The 17,529-nt window shown below is 68.7% G+C and carries 21 protein-coding genes; 5 read left to right on the top strand and 16 right to left on the bottom strand.

Annotation, left to right across the window (positions count from 1 at the left end; all coding sequences use genetic code 11):
- Positions 1–70: 70 nt before the first annotated feature.
- Genes Q0599_RS14940 through Q0599_RS14930 form a run of 3 tightly spaced genes read right to left on the bottom strand, consistent with a single transcriptional unit; the run spans position 71 to position 2,933 of the window.
- Positions 71–700 carry a response regulator transcription factor gene (locus tag Q0599_RS14940; RefSeq protein WP_298830802.1) on the bottom strand — a complete coding sequence of 210 codons (630 nt, stop codon included), beginning with the start codon at positions 698–700 and terminating at the stop codon, positions 71–73.
- The gene (locus Q0599_RS14935; RefSeq protein WP_298830800.1) at positions 697–2,052 is read right to left on the bottom strand and encodes a HAMP domain-containing protein; all 1,356 of its coding nucleotides are present in this window, start codon (positions 2,050–2,052) and stop codon (positions 697–699) included. Before Q0599_RS14935 ends, Q0599_RS14940 begins: the two co-directional genes overlap by 4 nt.
- The gene (locus Q0599_RS14930; protein WP_298830798.1) at positions 2,049–2,933 is read right to left on the bottom strand and encodes an alpha/beta fold hydrolase; all 885 of its coding nucleotides are present in this window, start codon (positions 2,931–2,933) and stop codon (positions 2,049–2,051) included. The genes Q0599_RS14935 and Q0599_RS14930 overlap by 4 nt, the downstream gene beginning before the upstream one ends.
- A gap of 40 nt (positions 2,934–2,973) precedes the next feature.
- Here Q0599_RS14930 and pqqA point away from each other — a divergent pair, with 40 nt between their 5' ends.
- From pqqA to pqqE, 5 genes are all read left to right on the top strand, one after another.
- A complete protein-coding gene (pqqA, locus tag Q0599_RS26200; RefSeq protein WP_367180965.1) occupies positions 2,974–3,210 on the top strand; it encodes a pyrroloquinoline quinone precursor peptide PqqA in 237 nt (78 codons plus the stop codon).
- Between the two features lie 61 nt (positions 3,211–3,271).
- Positions 3,272–4,192 carry a pyrroloquinoline quinone biosynthesis protein PqqB gene (gene pqqB / locus Q0599_RS14925; protein ID WP_298830796.1) on the top strand — a complete coding sequence of 307 codons (921 nt, stop codon included), beginning with the start codon at positions 3,272–3,274 and terminating at the stop codon, positions 4,190–4,192.
- Between the two features lies 1 nt (position 4,193).
- Positions 4,194–4,910: a pyrroloquinoline-quinone synthase PqqC gene (pqqC, locus tag Q0599_RS14920; protein ID WP_298830794.1), complete on the top strand. Its 717-nt coding sequence runs from the start codon at positions 4,194–4,196 to the stop codon at positions 4,908–4,910.
- The gene (pqqD, locus tag Q0599_RS14915) at positions 4,907–5,182 is read left to right on the top strand and encodes a pyrroloquinoline quinone biosynthesis peptide chaperone PqqD (protein ID WP_298830793.1); all 276 of its coding nucleotides are present in this window, start codon (positions 4,907–4,909) and stop codon (positions 5,180–5,182) included. The genes pqqC and pqqD overlap by 4 nt, the downstream gene beginning before the upstream one ends.
- A 4-nt stretch (positions 5,183–5,186) precedes the next feature.
- On the top strand, positions 5,187–6,323 hold the full coding sequence (gene pqqE, locus Q0599_RS14910; RefSeq protein WP_298830790.1) for a pyrroloquinoline quinone biosynthesis protein PqqE: 1,137 nt from the start codon (positions 5,187–5,189) through the stop codon (positions 6,321–6,323).
- Between the two features lie 14 nt (positions 6,324–6,337).
- Here pqqE and Q0599_RS14905 read toward each other — a convergent pair whose 3' ends face one another.
- The 13 genes from Q0599_RS14905 to Q0599_RS14845 all read right to left on the bottom strand — a co-directional run bounded on the left by Q0599_RS14905 (position 6,338) and on the right by Q0599_RS14845 (position 16,992).
- Positions 6,338–6,949 carry a c-type cytochrome gene (locus Q0599_RS14905; RefSeq protein WP_298830788.1) on the bottom strand — a complete coding sequence of 204 codons (612 nt, stop codon included), beginning with the start codon at positions 6,947–6,949 and terminating at the stop codon, positions 6,338–6,340.
- Positions 6,950–7,030: 81 nt separating this feature from the next.
- Entirely contained in the window at positions 7,031–7,555 is a 525-nt protein-coding gene (locus Q0599_RS14900; RefSeq protein WP_298830786.1) for a thioredoxin family protein, read from the bottom strand.
- Positions 7,556–7,560: 5 nt separating this feature from the next.
- A complete protein-coding gene (locus tag Q0599_RS14895; RefSeq protein WP_298830784.1) occupies positions 7,561–8,385 on the bottom strand; it encodes a quinoprotein dehydrogenase-associated SoxYZ-like carrier in 825 nt (274 codons plus the stop codon).
- An 18-nt stretch (positions 8,386–8,403) separates the two neighbouring features.
- Positions 8,404–9,366 (bottom strand): MBL fold metallo-hydrolase, encoded by a 963-nt coding sequence (locus Q0599_RS14890; RefSeq protein WP_298830782.1) that lies wholly within the window; start codon positions 9,364–9,366, stop codon positions 8,404–8,406.
- Positions 9,367–9,381: 15 nt separating this feature from the next.
- Entirely contained in the window at positions 9,382–9,915 is a 534-nt protein-coding gene (locus Q0599_RS14885) for an SRPBCC family protein (RefSeq protein ID WP_298830780.1), read from the bottom strand.
- A 43-nt stretch (positions 9,916–9,958) separates the two neighbouring features.
- A complete protein-coding gene (locus Q0599_RS14880) occupies positions 9,959–10,912 on the bottom strand; it encodes a YncE family protein (RefSeq protein WP_298830778.1) in 954 nt (317 codons plus the stop codon).
- Positions 10,909–11,736 (bottom strand): quinoprotein dehydrogenase-associated SoxYZ-like carrier, encoded by an 828-nt coding sequence (locus Q0599_RS14875; protein ID WP_298830775.1) that lies wholly within the window; start codon positions 11,734–11,736, stop codon positions 10,909–10,911. The genes Q0599_RS14880 and Q0599_RS14875 overlap by 4 nt, the downstream gene beginning before the upstream one ends.
- Positions 11,737–11,743: 7 nt before the next feature.
- Complete coding sequence (locus Q0599_RS14870) at positions 11,744–12,097, bottom strand: hypothetical protein (protein ID WP_298830773.1); 354 nt, start codon at positions 12,095–12,097, stop codon at positions 11,744–11,746.
- A gap of 22 nt (positions 12,098–12,119) precedes the next feature.
- Positions 12,120–12,800: a hypothetical protein gene (locus Q0599_RS14865; protein ID WP_298830771.1), complete on the bottom strand. Its 681-nt coding sequence runs from the start codon at positions 12,798–12,800 to the stop codon at positions 12,120–12,122.
- A 21-nt stretch (positions 12,801–12,821) separates the two neighbouring features.
- Positions 12,822–13,805: a trypsin-like peptidase domain-containing protein gene (locus Q0599_RS14860; protein WP_298830768.1), complete on the bottom strand. Its 984-nt coding sequence runs from the start codon at positions 13,803–13,805 to the stop codon at positions 12,822–12,824.
- Between the two features lie 20 nt (positions 13,806–13,825).
- Positions 13,826–14,686: a quinoprotein dehydrogenase-associated putative ABC transporter substrate-binding protein gene (locus Q0599_RS14855; protein ID WP_298830765.1), complete on the bottom strand. Its 861-nt coding sequence runs from the start codon at positions 14,684–14,686 to the stop codon at positions 13,826–13,828.
- Entirely contained in the window at positions 14,683–15,075 is a 393-nt protein-coding gene (locus Q0599_RS14850) for a cytochrome c (RefSeq protein WP_298830762.1), read from the bottom strand. The genes Q0599_RS14855 and Q0599_RS14850 overlap by 4 nt, the downstream gene beginning before the upstream one ends.
- Before the next feature lie 93 nt (positions 15,076–15,168).
- Positions 15,169–16,992, bottom strand: a complete 1,824-nt coding sequence (locus tag Q0599_RS14845; RefSeq protein ID WP_298830759.1) for a methanol/ethanol family PQQ-dependent dehydrogenase — start codon at positions 16,990–16,992, stop codon at positions 15,169–15,171.
- Positions 16,993–17,529 lie beyond the last annotated feature (537 nt).

The raw sequence follows: 17,529 nt of genomic DNA, 5'->3' as shown, positions 1-17,529 counted from the left end.
CGTTGCGGGGGGTCAACGCAACAAGTGTGCCTGTTCGAGGGTTAACCCTGATCTGCGGGGCAGAAACCGGTCAGATTTGGATGAGACCCCACTGCAGCGCCACCAGCGTCAGTTCGGACTGGTTGCTGGCGCCGAGCTTCTGCTTGACGTGATACAGGTGCGTGCCCACGGTGCTCGGCGAGAGATTCAGGTTCTCGGCGATCTGAGCCACGCTGTGGCCGCGCGCGAGCTGCAGGAACACCGAGAACTCGCGCTCGGACAGCATCTGTGCCGGACTGGTGTCGCCCTTCACCTGCGCCATGGCCAGCGCGCGCGCCGTCTGCGCGTCGACATAGGTCTCGTGGCGAGACACCGCCGTGACGGCGGCGATCAGCGCCTCGGGGGCGCTTCGCTTGGTCAGGTATCCGAGCGCGCCGGCGCGCAGCACGCGCTGCGGATGGGCGGTGTCCTCGTGCGCCGAGAGCGCGAGGATGCGCACCTTCGGGTCCTGCGCGACGAGGCGACGCACCGCTTCCAGACCGCCCATGCCGGGCATGGACAGGTCCATCACCACCACGTCGGGCTTCGCGCGGGCATATTCGGAACAGGCCTGTTCGCCGGTGTCGAGCTCGGCCACGACCTCGACCTGCGCGTCCGCCAGCAGCATGCGAAAGCCCATGCGCACCAGCGCATGGTCGTCGACGAGCATCACGCGGATCATGGGTTCTCCCTGGGCAGGGGCATGCGCACCGCGAGTTGCGCGCCCCGGGGTTGGACGTTCTCGAGCGCAATGCTGCCGTGCAGCCCCTCGACGCGCTCGGTGAGCCAGCGCAGCCCGTAGTGCCCGCTGCGCGGCAGGCCTTCGGCGGGCAGGCCGCGACCGTCGTCGCGCAGGCTCAGCCGCACCTCGTCGGCCGAGCCGGCGAGTTGCAGCACGAGGTGCTTCGCCTCGCCGTGGCGCAACGCGTTGGTGAGGCCTTCCTGCGCGGCGCGGTACAGCGCCAGCGCCACCTCGGCCGGCAGCCGTGCCTCGCCGAGCGCGACGGCCACGTCGATCGTCACGCCTTCATGGCTGCGCCGGGTGCGCTCGACGAGGTCGGCGATCGCGTCGGCGAGGCCGAAGTTGTCCAGCACCAGCGGCGTCAGCCGCGGGATGATGCCGTGCATCGCGTCGTACAGCCGCGAGGATTCGTCGGCAATCACGCGCGCCGCCCGCTCGGCCTGCGGGTCCTTGCCCGCACTGCGCTGCGCGATCGACAGCGCCATGCTGCGCATCGCGGTGACCGACTGCCCCAGTTCGTCGTGCAACTCGCGCGCGATCATCAGCCGCTCCTGTTCGATGTGGTGGTCGATCCAGCGCGTCAGCTCGCGGCTGTCGGAGAGCTGCAGTTCGGCGCGCACCGCGCGCCGCTCGGTCTCGATGTGGCGCTTCAGTTCGCCGACCATGCGGTTGAAGGCCGCGCCGATGGCGCCGGCCTCGTGGCCGGGCAAGGGTGGCAGGGTGACGTCGAAGCGGCCGCGCTGCAGTGCCTCGAGCGCCCCGACGATCCGCCCGAAGGGCCGCACGGTGCGGCCGACCAGCCAGAACACCAGCAGGTTGACGACGACCAGCAGCGCCAGCGAGCCGCTGACCAGCAACACCGCGTAGTCCCAGGCGTCGATCGCGGCACGCGAGGCGTTCGAGCGCACCTCCAGCTTGCCGTCCGGGAATTCGATGGCATGCACCGAGGGCAGCGGCGCGATCAGCGCCGCGAACCACTCCGGCGCGTCACGACCGGCCTTGTAGGGCGAGGGCGGCGAGCGGTACAGCTCCTTGCCCTGCTTGTCGTACAGCGTGACGTCATTCGAGCGGATGCGGCCGGTGCCCTGCAGGAACCCGAGCATCGCCGGCGTTCCCTGCGCGGCATAAAGCCAGGCGGTGCGGTTCAGCAGCTGCGAGGCGACGCGATTCGCCGCCACCACTTCCTCGTGTACCGAGTCGCGCATGCTGCGCAGCTGCAGGCCCAGTACGGCGGCGAGGAAGAGCAGCGTCAGCGCGCCGACGATGAGGTTGATCTTCAGCCGCAGTGTCATGGGCCGGCCCCGAAGTCTCCGCGCGCGGCGTAGCGATCCAGCGCCGCGACCATCGCCGCGACCATCGCCGGGTGTGCCGGGTCGTGCCCGGCGTGCTCGACCCAGGCCAGTGCCGCATGCGGCAGCCGGCGCTGCAGCGCGATCGCGCCTTCGGCGGGGCAGACGTGGTCGTCGCGGGCATGCAGCAGCAGCGTCGGCACGCGCGGTATCGCCTCGCAGCGCTCGAGCAGCGTCGGTGACTGCAGCCAGCATCCATGGCGCAGATAGTGCGCCTGCACGCGCAGGCGGTCGACCTGCGCGGCGAGCGCCTCGCCTTCGGGTGCTGCCGCGCCCGTGCCGGCCAGCGACTGCTCGCGACGCCACCAACTGAGCGCGGCGCCCTCGCGCCTCGCCGGGTCCGGCGACGACAGCGCCTCGGCGAGTTCATCGAGCGAGAGCTCGCCGAAGAAGGCGGCGACGTCCTGCGCACGGGCAAGGAAGGTGGCACGCAGCAGCAGCGCGGCGATCGCGTCCGGCTCGGCGGCGGCGTGGGCCAGCGCCAGGCTGGCTCCCCAGGACCCGCCGGCGACCAGCCAGCGCCGGATGCCCAGGTGCTCGCGAATGCGCCGCAGGTCGGCGATCAGGTCGTCCGTGGTGTTGTCGGCCGTCCCGCCGCGCGGCGTGCTGCCGCCCGCGCCGCGCTGGTCGGGGCAGATGATGCGATAGCGCACCGGGTCGAAGAAGCGGCGCAGCAGCGGCGAGCAGCCCGAACCCGGCCCGCCGTGCAGCACCACGGCGGGGATACCGCGGGGCTGACCGAACTCCTGCACCTGCAGCACATGGCCGCCGGGCACGGCGAGCGCGTGCGTGGCGAGCAGGGGGGGATCGGCATGGAGCGGCACACGGCGATGGTATCGGTACACCAAGTCGGGCCGCTTGACCATGACCCCGGGAGAAGCCGGAGCGGGATTCAAGAAATTCATGAGGCTCGATTCATGGTGCGGGGACTGTGCGAACGGCGGGCCAGGCGCGAGCATTCAGTGCGGGATGAATCCATCCCCACGGTGTCCATCCGGCGCCGTGCCACCCTCAGGAGACTGTTCCATGCAATGGCAAACCCCGACTGCTGCCGACTTCCGCTTCGGTTTCGAAATCACCATGTACGTCGCCGCCCGCTGAGCGACTGATGCCGGGCCGCCGCGCGTGAAGCCACGCGAGGCGGCCTTCTCGTTTGCACCCCATGCGCATCACCATCCTTGGATCGGCCGCCGGCGGCGGTTTCCCGCAGTGGAACTGCAACTGCCGCAACTGCGCGGGCGTGCGCGACGGCAGCGTGAAGGCGAAGCCGCGCACCCAGTCGTCGATCTTCGTGCAGGCCGATGCCGGCCGTGACGGCGTGCTCTTCAACGCATCGCCCGACATCCTCGAGCAGATCCGCTCCCACCCTGCGCTGCAGCCCGGACGCGCCATCCGCGATACCGCGATCGCCGGCGTCGTGCTGATGGACGGACAGATCGACCATGCCACCGGCTTGTTCATGCTGCGAGAACGTGGCCGGCCGCTGCCGCTGTGGTGCACCGACCCGGTGGAGGAGGACCTCAGCACCGGCAACCCGGTGCTCAAGGTGCTCGGCCACTACTGCGGCGTGGACCGTCATCGCATCGGCCTCGATGGCGCCGCGTTCGAGGTCCAGGGCGCCGAGCATCTGGGCTTTCGCGCCTTCCCGCTGTCGAGCAAGGCGGCGCCGTACTCGCCGCACCGCGACGCGCCGGTGCCCGGCGACAACATCGGCATGCTGATCACCGACCGGCGCAGCGGCCGCAGTGCCTTCTATGCGCCCGGCCTCGGCGAGATCACGCCGGCGCTGTTCGACGTGATGAGCGGCGCCGACGCGGTGCTCGTCGACGGCACCTTCTGGACCGACGACGAGATGATCCGGCTCGGACTCTCGAAGAAGACCGCCCGCGACATCGGCCACCTGCCGCAGAGCGGCGCGGGCGGCATGATCGAATGGCTGGACCGGCTGCCGCCAGCGACACGCTGCTTCCTCATCCACATCAACAACACCAACCCCATCCTCGACGAGGACTCGGCGGAGCGCGCGGAACTGGCACGCCACCGCATCGAGCCGTGCGAGGACGGCATGACGATCGAGATCTGACATGACCACCACCGTACCGGCCTGGGACCGCGTGGAGTTCGAAGCCAGGCTGCGCGAGCGCGGCCGCTCGTACCACATCCACCACCCGTTCAACGTGATGCTCAACACGGGCAAGGCCACGCCCGAGCAGATCCGCGGCTGGGTGGCGAACCGCTTCTACTACCAGATCGCCATCCCCATCAAGGACGCAGCGGTGATGTCCAACTGCCCCGACCGCGAAGTGCGGCGGGGCTGGGTGCAGCGCATCCTGGACCATGACGGCTTCGAGATCGGCAGCGTGAAGGATCCGGGTGGCATCGAGGCCTGGCTGCGCCTGGCCGAAGCCGTCGGGCTGACGCGCGAGGAGGTCGAGGACCAGCGCCACCTGATCCCGGCGGTGAAGTTCGCCGTCGACGCCTACGTCAACTTCGCGCGCCGTGCGCCCTGGCAGGAGGCGGTGTGCTCCTCGCTTACCGAACTGTTCGCGCCGGAGATCCACAAGCAGCGCCTGGCCACCTGGCCCGAGCACTACGGCTGGATCGAGACCGAAGGCCTGGCCTACTTCCGCAATCGCGTCAGCCAGGCGCGGCGCGACGTGGAGCAGGGGCTGGCGATCACGCTGGACCACTTCGACACGCGGCCGTTGCAGGAGCGCGCCCTCGAGGTGCTGCAATTCAAGCTCGACATCCTCTGGGCGATGAACGACGCGATGGCGCTGAAGTACGGGGTGAACGCTTGAGCGAACTCGGCATCGACAGCCGGCCGCGCGTCGGCACGGGGTTCCGCCTGCAGTGGGAGCCGGCCCAGGACTGCCACGTGCTGCTCTACCCCGAGGGCATGGTCAAGCTCAACGGCAGTGCCGGCGAGATCATGAAGCGCTGCGACGGCCAGCGCACCGTCGCCGAGATCGTCGCCGACCTCGAGGCGACCTTCGACGCGCAGGGGCTGCACGGCGACGTGGTCGCCTTCGTCGAACTGGCCGCCAAGCAACGCTGGCTCACCTGGGACTGATGCCATGAAGGTCGGACCGCCGCTGTGGCTGCTCGCCGAGCTCACCTACCGCTGTCCGCTGCACTGCGTGTTCTGCTACAACCCGGTGGACTACGCGGCGCAGCCGGCCGAGCTCGCCACCGAGGACTGGCTGCGCGTGTTGCGCGAGGGTCGCGAGATGGGCGCCGTGCAACTCGGCCTGTCCGGCGGCGAGCCGCTGCTGCGCGACGACCTCGAGGTCATCGTCGCCGAGGCGCGCCGCCTCGGCTACTACAGCAACCTGCTCACCTCCGGCGTCGGCCTGACGGCGCAGCGCGCCGCCGCGCTGAAGGCAGCCGGGCTGGACCACGTGCAGCTGTCGTTCCAGGATTCGACGCGCGAGATGAACGACTTCCTCTCGCACACCAAGACCTTCGAGTTGAAGAACCGGGTGGCGAAGGTCATCAAGGACCAGGGCTGGCCGATGGTCATGAACGTGGTGATCCACCGGCTCAACATCGACCACATTGGCCGCATCATCGAGATGGCCGCCGAGCTGGGCGCCGAGTACATCGAGCTGGCGAACACGCAGTACTACTCCTGGGCCTTCGTCAACCGTGCGCAGCTGCTGCCCACGCGCGAGCAGCTTCGCCGCGCCGAGGCCGTGACCGACGAATGGCGCCGGAAACTCGAGGGCCGCATGCGCATCTTCTTCGTCGCTCCCGACTACCACGAGGGCAAGGCGAAGAAGTGCGTCAACGGCTGGGGCAGCATGTTCCTCACCGTCGCGCCTGACGGCACCGCGCTGCCTTGTCATACCGCGAAGATGCTGCCCGGCCTCACGTTCCCGAACGTGCGCGAGCAGGGGCTGCGCGAGATCTGGTTCGAGTCCGAGGGCTTCAACCGCTACCGCGGCACCGGCTGGATGAAGGAGCCCTGCGCGAGCTGCGAACACAAGGAAGAAGACCTCGGCGGCTGCCGCTGCCAGGCCTGGCTGATCGCACAGGACGCCGAGGCCGCCGACCCGGTGTGCCGCAAGAGCCCGCACCATGCCAAGGTGCTGGCTGCGGTGGACGAGGCGGAAGCGGCGGCGCGCACGCGCGTCACCGAGCACCCGCTGGTGTTCCGCGACCCGGCCGAGTCGCGCCGGCTGGCGGCGCAGGCGACGATCCCCGCGAACTGACCGGCATCCGCCGATCAGCGCGACTGCACGTAGGCCGCGACGGCCTTGAGCTGCTGCGTCGTCATCGCGGCGATCTCGTTCTTCATCACCACGCCGTGCGGGCGCAGCGGCGTGCGAAAGGCCTGCAGCTGCTTGTAGACATAGGCCGAGCGCTGTCCGGCGAGGCGGGGGAAGCCGGCCGCGCCTTCGGCGTTGTCGCCATGGCACTGCTTGCAGGGGAGCACGCCCTTGTTGGGCAACCCCTTGTCGTAGATGCGCTTGCCCAGGGCGACGAGCCCGGGCTGGCCGGGCCTGCCCGGCGCCGGTGACTGCGCGGCGTAGTAGTCGGCCAGACCCTCGATCTGCTCGTCGCTCAACAGCGCCGAGATGCCCCACATGTAGGCCTGGATGTCCGTCTCGGAGCGTGCCTGACTGCGGAAGTCCTTCAGCTGGCGGATCGTGTAGTCACGCATCTGCCCGGCGAGCGAGGGGATCATCGGCTTGTCGCTGCGCCCGCCCTCGCCGTGGCAGGAAGCACAGACGTGCACGGCGCGCTGCACCGAGTCGAGATCGGCATTGGCGGTCTGCGCCTGGGCAGCGGACGCGCCGGCGACCATGGCCAGGGCCAGCAGTCGGTGAATTCTCATCGTGTCCCTCCAGGGTTGCTCCCGCAGGGATTCTCGGAGCGCCCGCCGAGGTGCGGATTGCGGCGCGTCAAGCGCGAAGGACTACTCTTCCAACCTCAGGATCTCGAGCTGCTCGAGCACCGTCTCGAAGGTGCCGGTGCCGGCGGGCATCTGCATCAGCGGCTTGCCTTGGGGATCGAGCAGCCAGACGCTCGGATAGACGAGTTGGCGGGCGCGCTCGTCGCCGATGGCGCGCATGAAGTCGGCATAGGGCAGCGACTTGTCGCCGATGCGGAAGAACAGTCGGTCGGCCTGCACGCTGAGGCTGCTGCGCATCTCGTAGACGATCCATTCTTTCGCGAAGTGTGGCACCAGCTCGGCAGCGTTCTTCTCCAGGAAGGCCTCGTACTTGCGGCAGAAGGCGCAATCGTTCGCGCCGAGATAGAGGTAGACGCGCTTGTTCTCTCGCTGCGCGCGCTGCAGGGCGGCACTGAGGTCGAACTCGTAGCGCTGCGGCGTCCCGGCGGGTGGGATCGACGTCGGTGCATAGCGAGCCGGGAACCCCGCCACGGCCGCGGCGGCGCTCGCGGCGAGCACGAGGGCGATCCCGAGGCGGTGCCAGCTCATGTGGTTCAGCCGATCGCCAGCGTGCCGACGAACTGGCCGTCCTTGGTGTCGGTCACGTCGGCGCGCAGTTCGCCCTTGCCGTGGGGAACGAAGTGAAAGCGCAGCGTCGGGTTCTCGCTGACCGAGAAGTCGAGCTCGGCGTCGAACACCTTGCGTCCACCGTAGCTGACGCGGATCGAGCGCACGAAGTGCGGCGGGATGTACATCACCGTCTGCTGGTTCAGCTCGAAGCCGGTGTCGTTGGGATGGACCACGGTCACGTCGACCGCGACCGGCTGGTCCATGCGCACTTCGCCGGCGACCTTCAGGATGGTCTTGCCGATCAGGTGCAGGGCCTCGCGGTTCGGCGGCGCCGAGCAGCCCCCGGAGGTCTTCACGTAGCGAGAGTCGGTGTGCAACTCGCCGCTGGAAAGTTCGCTGACCACGCGCACGTGGCTGTATTCGTCGACGCGCAGGCGCGTCTCGAAATCGGCCTGGCCGACCTCGGTGGTGAGGTCGAGCACCGCCGCCACCGGGGAGGGGTTCTTGTCGACCACGATGTACAGCTTGCGCACGAACAGCTCGGGCTTCTGCGGCAGCTTGGAGACCACCTTCACCGGCACCGAGGCGCCATAGGCCGCGCGCAGCGGCGCCACCACCTGCACGATGCTCTGTCCCTGGATCAGTGTCCTGCCGGGGAACAGCCTCGCGCTGAGCCGCTCCCATTCGGGCGAGCCGGCGTCGTGGGTCGCGCTCGGCAGTCCGCCGGGCGCTGCGAAGGACGCGGCGGGTGCGACGGTCAGCGCGGCGAGGCCGAGCAGGGCGTGGCGGCGGTTGCGGTCAGGGTGCATGTCGGACGGCTCCACGGACTACTTGTACATCAGTTCGCGCTCGAAGCGCAGGAAGGCGATGGAGGCATTGCGGCGGTGGATCACGTCGTACTGGTCCCAGCCCTCGTACTCGGGCAGGTCTCCCGCCTCGGCCACGTCGAGCAGCGAGGTTCCGGTGGCGACCAACTCGCGCGCCTTGGCTTCGAGCCGGACGAGGTAGCGCTCCACCGCATCGACCAGCGCCGCCGACGAGGCGGGTCCATGGCCGGGCACGACCGTGCGCGGCCGCAGGCCACGCAGTTCGGCGAGCGCCTGCTTCCATTGCGCGAGGTTGCCGTCCTGGATGTCGGGCACGCGGTTCGCGTCGAGCAGGCCGCCGGCGAAGAGCACGCCGCTGGTCTCGTCGAGCACGGCGATGTCGCCCGGCCCGCTGGCGTGGCCGAAGTGGAGCACGCGCACCGGCCGGCCGATCAGGGCCAGCATGTGCGGCTCGTCGAATTGCTGATCCGGCTCGTACAGCGCGGTGCCGGCCAGCGGCGCCTCGCCGACGGTCTGGCGCATCTGCTTGAGGCAGTTCTCGCAGCGTGCCGCCATCAGCCGGGCGGTGCGGCTGTGCATGCGGATCGGGACGCCGGCGTCCTGGAAGGCCTTGCCGCCGAACAGGAACTCCGGTCGCGTGTGCGTGATCAGCGCCAGCCTCACCGGCCGGTCGGTGACCGCGCGGATCGTGGCCAGGATCGCTCGCCCGTGCGCGTAGGAGGTGCCGGTGTCCACCGCGATCACGCCGGTCTCGCCGACGATGAAGCCGGCGTTGCCGATGCGGCCGAGGTTGACCCCGTCGGCGGTGCCACCGGTGCCGGGCACCATGTAGACGCCAGGGGCCAGGGCGCGCGCGAGCGGCGGCGCGCCGGGCGCGGCCGAAGGCGCAGGCGTGGCGGCGCAGCCTGCCAGCGCGGTCGCGCCGAGGCCGAGCAGCACGCGCCGCCGCGAGATCCCTGCCATGGTCGCCGTGGTTTCCTACTTCTTCTCGGCGATCGCCTTCAGGTTTGCCAGCCCCGACTTGTAGACGCCGGTGATCGCCGCGACGGCGGCCTCGTCGTTCTGATCGGGCGGCGGGTCGTTGTTCGGATAGCCGCGATAGAACGCGCCGCGCCACTCCACCAGCGAACCGCTGCCCTCAGGCTTCACGGTGAGCGTCGAGGTGTAGTTGGTGACGGGCAGGGCGCCGCCATCCTTGGCGCGATAGCTGTAGCGCATCTTGGTCGCGTCGTAGGCCTCCAGCGTCTCGGTCAGCGCGCCGCCGCTCTTCAGCTTGAGCTGGCGCACCGAACCCTCCTCGTTGCCCTTGTCCGCCGGACTCTCGGCGACGGCCGGGTGCCAGTCCTTCAGCGCGCCGAAATTCTTCACGAGACCCCACACCTTGTCGGCCGGCGCGTCGATGGTGATCGTCTCGGTCACCTTCTGGCGCGTCGGTCCGTGGGCGGCGCCGGGGGGGATCAGGCCGGCCGCCAGGGCCAGCGCGGTCAGCCATCGCGCACTGCTCAGTTGCATCGGGGTTCTCCTCGGTTGTCGTGGATGCGGAGGGGTGGGTCGCTCAGGGGCTGGTCGGCGCACCGATGAAGGCGCCGAAGCCGCGGCTGTTGCTGCCGGTGGCGATCGTGTCGAGGCTGCGACCGGTGGCGGCGTCGAGCACGGACACGTTGTCGTCCATCCAGTTGACGACGTAGACACGCTCGCCGTGCGCCGCGATGCCCTCGGGATAGGCGAAGCCGGGCAGCGTGCGCTGCACGGCGAGCGTCTCGGCGTCGATCACGCTCACGCTGTTGCCGTGCTGGTTGGTCACGTACAGCAGCGTGCCGTCGCGCGCCAGCGCCGCGCCGTAGGGCGCGCGGCCGACCTTGATGGTCGCGGTCACGGCCAAGCTGGGCAGGTCGACCACCGAGACGTCGTCGCTGAGCACGTTGAGCGCATACAGCCGCTGGCGGGGCTCGTCGATCAGCAACGCGAAGGGGTGCGTGCCGACCTTCACGCGCGCGCGCACCGAGCGGCTGGGCAGGTCGATCGCCGCGACGCTGTCGTCGTCACGCTCGGCGACGTAGACGGTGCGCCCGTCGGCCGCCGCGGCAACGCCCGCCGGGGCCTTGCCCACTTCGATCTCCACCGGCGCGGCGTCGTGCCGGCCGGCATCGAGGACGAGCAGGCGGTTGCGGTACCAGTCGGCGACGAACACCCGCGTTCCGTCCGCCGAGGCGTCGATGCCCACCGGAGCGCCGCCGGCGGGCAGGGTGTCGACGACGCGCTGCGTGCGCATGTCGATCACCGAGACCGTTCGGCTGTCCGGGTTGGAGACGAACACCTTGCCGGCCCGGCTGACCGCCACCACGCCCGCCGGCGAGCGCCCCACCGGCACGGTGGCGACCACCTTGTGCTGCGCCAGGTCGATCACCGAAACGTCGTGGCTGCCCTGGTTGGTGATGTAGGCGAAAGGGGCAGCCACGGCGGCGCCGGCAGCCCCGAGCAGGACGGCGAGCCAGGCGTGGCGGATCATTTGGGCGAGTCGCGCAGCGCCTCTGCGGCGACGAAGCGCAGCTCGCGCGAATCGACGACGGTGGCGCGAAGCTCGCCGCCGCCATGCGGCAGGAACCAGAAGCGGAAGTTCGGGTTCTCGCTCATCGAGAAGTCGACGTCGGCGCTGAACACCGGCTTGCCTGCGTGGGTCACGTCGATCTTTCGCACGTAGTGTGCCGGCGTGAACTGCCGCGTGAACTGGTCCATCGCCAGCCCGGAGTGGTTGGGATGGTCGATCATCAGCTGGGCCAGCACCGGGCTGCTGCCCTTCACGTCGCCCTCGATGCGAAAGCGCATGCGACCCATCGATGCCAGCGCTGCCTTGGCGTCGCTTCCGGCCGGAGCCGAGCAGCCGCCCGAGGCCTTCACGAAGCGCGTCACGCCGTACAGCTGGCCGTCGTTGGTTTCGGCGATGGCGCGCACGTGCGAGTAGGCGTCCACCCGCACCCGTGTCTCCACCTCGGCGCGGCCGCTGTCGGGCGTGAAGGAGAAGATGCCGGAGATCGGCGACGGGTTGGCGTCGATGATCAGGTAGAGCTTGCTGACGAAGTGGCTCGCGGTGTGCGGGAACTTCGAGCGGATGGCGACCGGCACCACCGCGGCGTCGATGGCGCGTGACGGCGCGTCCAGCACCAGCATGCCCGCGGGGGCCGGCGCAATGGCGCGCCCGCCGAACAGGCTCGCCTGCACCTTCTGCCACACCGGACTTGCCGCCGGATCGTCGCCAGGCTGCAGATTGGCCGCGCCCGCGCTGCCGGCGCAGACCAGCAACAGGCCGAGCAGATGACGCGCGAGTGCATTCATGGTCTGGCTACCTCGGTGTGATGAAGCAGGCCTTCTGCACCTTTGCCTGCAGTTCGCGGTAGCGCTTGAGCTGCGGCTTGAGCGTCTCGTTGTCGCGCAGGTCGTTGCCGCGCTCGCCGCCGATCGACATCGCCTTGGCGATGGTGCTCATCTCCACGTACTCCTCGTACTTCACCTCGCGCGCCAGCGCGTCGAGCGCGCAGGAGCACTTGTTGACCATCTCGAAGTTCGGGCCCGGGTGCTCGCGCATGCACTCCTGCACGTAGATCACGCGGTCGACGGTGGGGAAGTCGTTGGCCAGCGACGGCGCGCAGGCGGCGAGCAGGCCGCCGGCGGCGAGCAGGGATCGGAAGGCAATCATGGTGTGTTGGTGGGGGTCAGGGTCAACGGGGAGTGGCGACGCCGCCGTCGAGCACCATCTCCTCGACGATCAGGGGCGTGGCACCTGCCGTGGCATCGTCGATGCGGGTTCGGATGGCGTACAGCCCCCCCGGCACCGCATCGGACAGCGTGAAGACGTAGCGCTTGTTGGCCAGCTTCTCGAAGCGCACGCGCAACGGGTCGTCGAGATAGGGCGCGATGCTGATCTCGCGCGCCGCGACCGGCCTGCCGCGGAACGACACCGACACGTCCTGGATCTGCGCGCCCTGGTAGACGGCCATGCGGATGCGCTTGCGGAAGTAGTTCTGCTGGCCCTTGGTGAGCCGGTTCATCTCGCGGATGTCGCGCTCGAGGAAGTAGAGCACGGCCGGATTGCCCTGGGCCTCGTCGACCTCGGGCAGGGCCAGCTTGCGCGCGCCGCTGAGGAAGTCGGCCTCGGCCATGCAGCACTGGCCGTCCTTGCGTGCCTTCAGCTTGACGGCCACCTTGTCCTCGAAACCCTCCTCCATGCTGCCGCTCTTGCTGAAGCTGTAGCGCAGCGTCGCCGGCGGCTTGGTGCCGGCAAGGTGATTGGTCATGAACAGCGCGCGCTCGGCGGGCGAATAGTCCTCCGCGGCGATGGCCGGGGCGGTCAGCAGGGCAGCCGCCAGCGCGGCGCCGGCCAGTCGGAGGGGGAGGGCCATCGAAAAGGGTTGCATGGCGTGTCAGGGTCGATCGGCGTCGCAAGGGGTGGAGGAGGAGGGTGCGGCGGCCAGCCCCTTGGTCGCGAGCCCGGCGAGTTGCTGACGGGTGGCCAGCCGCTCGGGCTCGAGGCGCAACGAGCATTCCAGCGCGAACATCGCTTCCGGAAGCCGGCCCTGCCGGTCGAGCGCCACGCCGAGCAGGTGCCAGGGTTCGCCATCGTCGGGTTCGGCGCGCGACCATTCGCGGGCCAGCGCCTCGAGTTCGCTCCAGCGGTCCTGGCGCATGAGCACCGCAGCCTTCAGGAAGCGCGGTTGTGCGGAGGGACCGCTCTGCCAGTAGGGCAGTTGCTGCGAGTCCAGCGGCATGACCTGGCGGAAGCTTCCGCGCCGGGTGTCGGCCGCCATCTGCAGCACCCACTCCACCGGGGCGGCGAAGTAGTGCGCCTCGCCACCGCGCAGGCGGAAGGTGAGGATGCCGACCAGCCGACCCTCGTCGTCGAACAGGCCGCCGCCGCTGGCGCCGGAACTGAACCAGTTGGTGCTCTGGATGACACGGCCGCCGTCGTGGCGGTGCAGTTGCACCACCTCGCCGGGGCTGTTCTGGATGCCCACGCCGCCGGTGTAACCGAGCGCGGTCACCGGCTGCCCGATGACCAGCTCGGCCGCGCGCCCGAGCGCCACCGGCTTGGCATCCAGCCCGGGAACGTCGAGCAGGCAGAGGTCGCGCCCGACGTCGCTGGCCTGCGAGGTCGCCGCGTAGCGCAGCCCTCCGCGCAGGATGTGCACCGCCAATGCGTCGCGAGTGACATGGCAGTTCGTCACCACCTTGTCCGCTGCGATCGCCACTGCCGAGCCCAGCGCAAAGCCGCCGCGCTGGCGCGGCGCCTCGACACGCAACACGCTGGCGGCGATGCTCACGTAGTCGGCCTGGTCCAGCGCAGCGTTCGCCGCAGCACTGCCGAGGATGCCGGCCAACGCGGCGAGCAGGGGCAGGAGGGACTTCATGGCGGCAACCGCTCGGGCCGTCAGGGCTTCTTGGCCGCGTAGCTTTCATCGACGACGGGGACGCCGAACTCCTGCAGGATGGCGGCGATCTCGGGCCGCTTCGACTCGATCAGGCCCTCGATCTGCTGCTTCCAGTCGCGTTCGCCGTAGCGCACGCCCATGGCCATCTCGTAGTCGAACTTGATGCCCGGCTCGGAACGCATCGGTATCACCGTCAGCGCCAGCGACTTGACGCGCTTGGCGTAGAAACCAGCGATCGGGCCCCAGACGATGGCCGCATCGATCTTGCCGGCGGCGAGGTCCTTCTCGATGATCTCGCCCGGGTACTGCGCCGGGTCGGCATTCATGATCTGGTAAGGAACACCGCTTTCCACCAGGCCGTGCTTGGAGAGCCAGGCCGAAGCCGGGGAACGGTCGTACAGGCCGATGCGCAGCTTGGCGAGCACCGCGCGGTCCGTGGTGAGGAAGTCCTCGACGCTGCGCACGTGATCCAGCCCCTTGCCGGGCGCGAAGATGAGCGCATAGGTCGAGCGGTAGTAGGGCTTGGTGACGGACACCTGGTCGAAGCCGGCTGGCACGCCCATGACGATGTCACAGGGGTAGTCCTGGCCCGGCAGCTTGTAGCGCAAGGTGTTGCGGATGAACGCCAGGCGCTGCGGGAACGAGTAGTAGGTGACCGGCAGGCCGAGGGCCTTGCCGAACACCTCGGCGATCTTGTTCTCGATGCCCTCGGCGTTGGTGTTCGAAAAGGGCAGGTTGTTCGGGTCCTGGCAGACGCGGAACGCCTCGCGTTTGGGCGGGGCGTCCGGACTCGCCTGGGCCGACGCCGCGCTTGCGGTGAACAGCGCGGCGAGCAGCGTCGCGACGTGGAGTCGTTTCATTTCTGCAGCGGCTCGACCTTCGAACGGGTGATTGCACCGTCGGAGCGGCCTTTCAGGTAGGCGTACAGATGATCCATGTTGTCCATCACCGCCTGACTGGTGCCGAAGCTCTGCATTCCCTTGTCGAGGCGACCGTCACGAACCGTCTTGACGAACTCTTCCTTGGACAGCGTCTTCAGGCTGTTGATCAGCGACGGGCCGACCATGCCTTCCTGGTTCGCGCCGTGGCAGCGGTCGCAGGCGGCCTGGCGCCAGGTGCGGAAGCCCTTCATCGTGTTGTCGTCGACCTTGTAGCCGTCGACCACGGTGTACAGGGGGGTCTTCACCTCCTGGGCGAAGGCGGTGGTGGCGGCCAGGAGCGAGAGGCCGAGCAGGGTGTTGCGAATCATCTGACAGTCTTCCGTTTGTGAAAAAGGGGGACGGTGCCATCGGCCCCATCCCCCCGGGGTTCGAACCGGCCCATTGGACCGGTCTTCTCGCGATCAGTTCGGCAGCGCGAAGATGGTCAGCGAACCGCCCAGGTCGGTGTACTGGTTCAGCTCACGGTAGCCGCCCACGGCACCCAGGCCATCGGTGTCCTTCTCCAGGCCAGCGGCCATGCCGATACCGGCCCAGCCACCAATGCCCGAGAAAACGCCCATGTACTGCTTGCCCTTGTGCTCGTACGTGAACACGTTGCCGATGATCCCTGAGGGTGTGCGGAACTTATAAAGTTCCTTGGTGATGTCCTTGGCATCGACGCACTTGAAGTAGCCCTCGAGCGTGCCGTAGCAGCTGATGCCGCCCGCGGTATTGAGCGAGCCGCTCCACACCGAGAACTTCTCAGGCTTGCTCTGGACGATCTTGCCGTTGCCGGCATCCCAGGTGATGTAGTTGCCCATGCCGCCGTGGCTGCCCGGAGCCGGGAACATCGACAGCGTGGCGCCCACGTACGGCTGGCCCGCGGTGTACTCGACCTTGAACGGCTCGTAGTCCATGCAGACGTGGTTCGTCGGCACGTAGAACAGGCCGGTGTTCGGGTCGAACGAGGCCGGCTGCTGGTCCTTCGAGCCGAGCGCCGCCGGGCAGATGCCCTTGGTGTTGACGTCGGGACCGTTCTTCGCGGTCGAGTACTTCGCCACCACCTGCGGACGGCCGGTCTTCATGTCGACGTGCGTCGCCCAGTTCACCTTCGGGTCGTACTTCTCGGCCACGAGGAGCGCGCCGGTGGCGCGGTCCATGGTGTACGCGAAGCCGTTGCGGTCGAAGTGCACCAGTGCCTTGGTCGGCTTGCCCTTCACCGGGATGTCCGCCAGGATCATCTCGTTGATGCCGTCGAAGTCCCACTCGTCGAACGGGGTCATCTGGTAGACCCACTTGGCCACGCCGGTGTCGACGTCACGCGCGAAGATGGTCATCGACCACTTGTTGTCGCCAGGGCGCTGCGAGGGGTTCCAGGTCGACGGGTTGCCGGTACCGTAGTACATCAGGTTCAGCGCCTTGTCGTAGCTGTACCAGCCCCAGGTCGTGCCGCCGCCGATCTTCCACTGGTCGCCCTTCCAGGTCTTCAGCGAAGAGTCCTTGCCCACCGGCGCCAGCTTGCCGTCGGTCCAGGTCATCGTCTTGTCCGGATCGATCAGCATCTCGTTGTCCGGGCCGACGCTGTAGCCCTTCCACGCCAGCTTGCCGTCGGACAGGTTGTACGCCGCGATGAAGCCGCGCACGCCCCACTCGCCACCGGAGATGCCGGTGATGACCTTGTCCTTGAAGACGTGCGGCGCGTTGGTGTTCACCGCGCCGAGCTTCGGGTCGCCGTTCTTGGTGCTCCACACCGGCTTGCCGGTTTTGGCGTCGAGCGCGACGAGCATCGAATCGGCCTGCTGCAGGATGACCTTGCCTTCGGCATAAGCCAGACCGCGGTTGACCGTGTCGCAGCACATCTGCGGGATGACCGCCGGATCCTGCTTGGGCTCGTACTTCCACTTGATCTTCTGCGTGTCGAGGTCGATCGCGAAGACCTTGTTGGGGAACGGCGAGTGCAGGTACATCGTGCCGTCGACCACCAGCGGCGAGCCTTCGTGACCACGCAGCACGCCGGTGGAGAACGTCCAGGCCACCTGCATCTTGCCGACGTTGCCCTTGTTGATCTGGTTCAGCTTGCTGTAGCGCTGGTTGAACATGTCACCAGCTTGCATCGCCCAGTTCTTGGAGTTGGCGATGTTCTTCTCCACGTCCGCGTTGGCCAGCGCCAGACCCGGAACCGCGAGAGAAGCCGCCAGACCCAAGGTCGACCAGGCTAGCCTGCGGGATTGCCCTGAAATTCGCATCGATGTCTCCTTGTTGAAGTGACCGGAGTCCGTTCGCGCGGATCAACCCAATGGACCAACCCCCCGCGCGACCTCGAGAGCTCGGCGTCGGCCCAACCGCAATTTCTGCGCCTGCTTGTTCGGCCTCTTGCCGGATCTGTGCGTTGCAGACCGGCGCTCGCCAACCTCAACGCTGTCGCGCCGACAATGGCTGACCGCCGGGGCGATCCGACAGGAGAAAATGTGCTCCTTCTGCCTCCGCCGGACGAGCGCGCGAGGGATCATCCTGATAGGGAAACCACGGGTGTTTGGACGGCGTTCCGCTGACGCGGCGGGCGGCTCGGCCAAGTCTCCGAACAAGGTGCGCCGAATCCGTGTCATCGCAGCCGGCACAGAGTGTTTCATCCGCGCGAGACAGCCGACGGGTCTGTCGCGGCGGCCCCGGCAGCCAGGGGACGTGCATGGAAAAATCAAGCGGGGGATTCCACTGCCTTGCGGCCGTCGGGGCGCGCCCGTTCAATGGCGGCGCCTCCGGGCGGGCCCATGCCTTGCTCGAAC

Origin of the sequence: uncultured Piscinibacter sp., assembly GCF_937952055.1 — a bacterium.
Classification (GTDB): Bacteria; Pseudomonadota; Gammaproteobacteria; order Burkholderiales; family Burkholderiaceae_C; genus Piscinibacter.
Note: the sequence above shows the minus strand (reverse complement) of the source record. Positions and strands in the feature narration are given on the sequence as shown.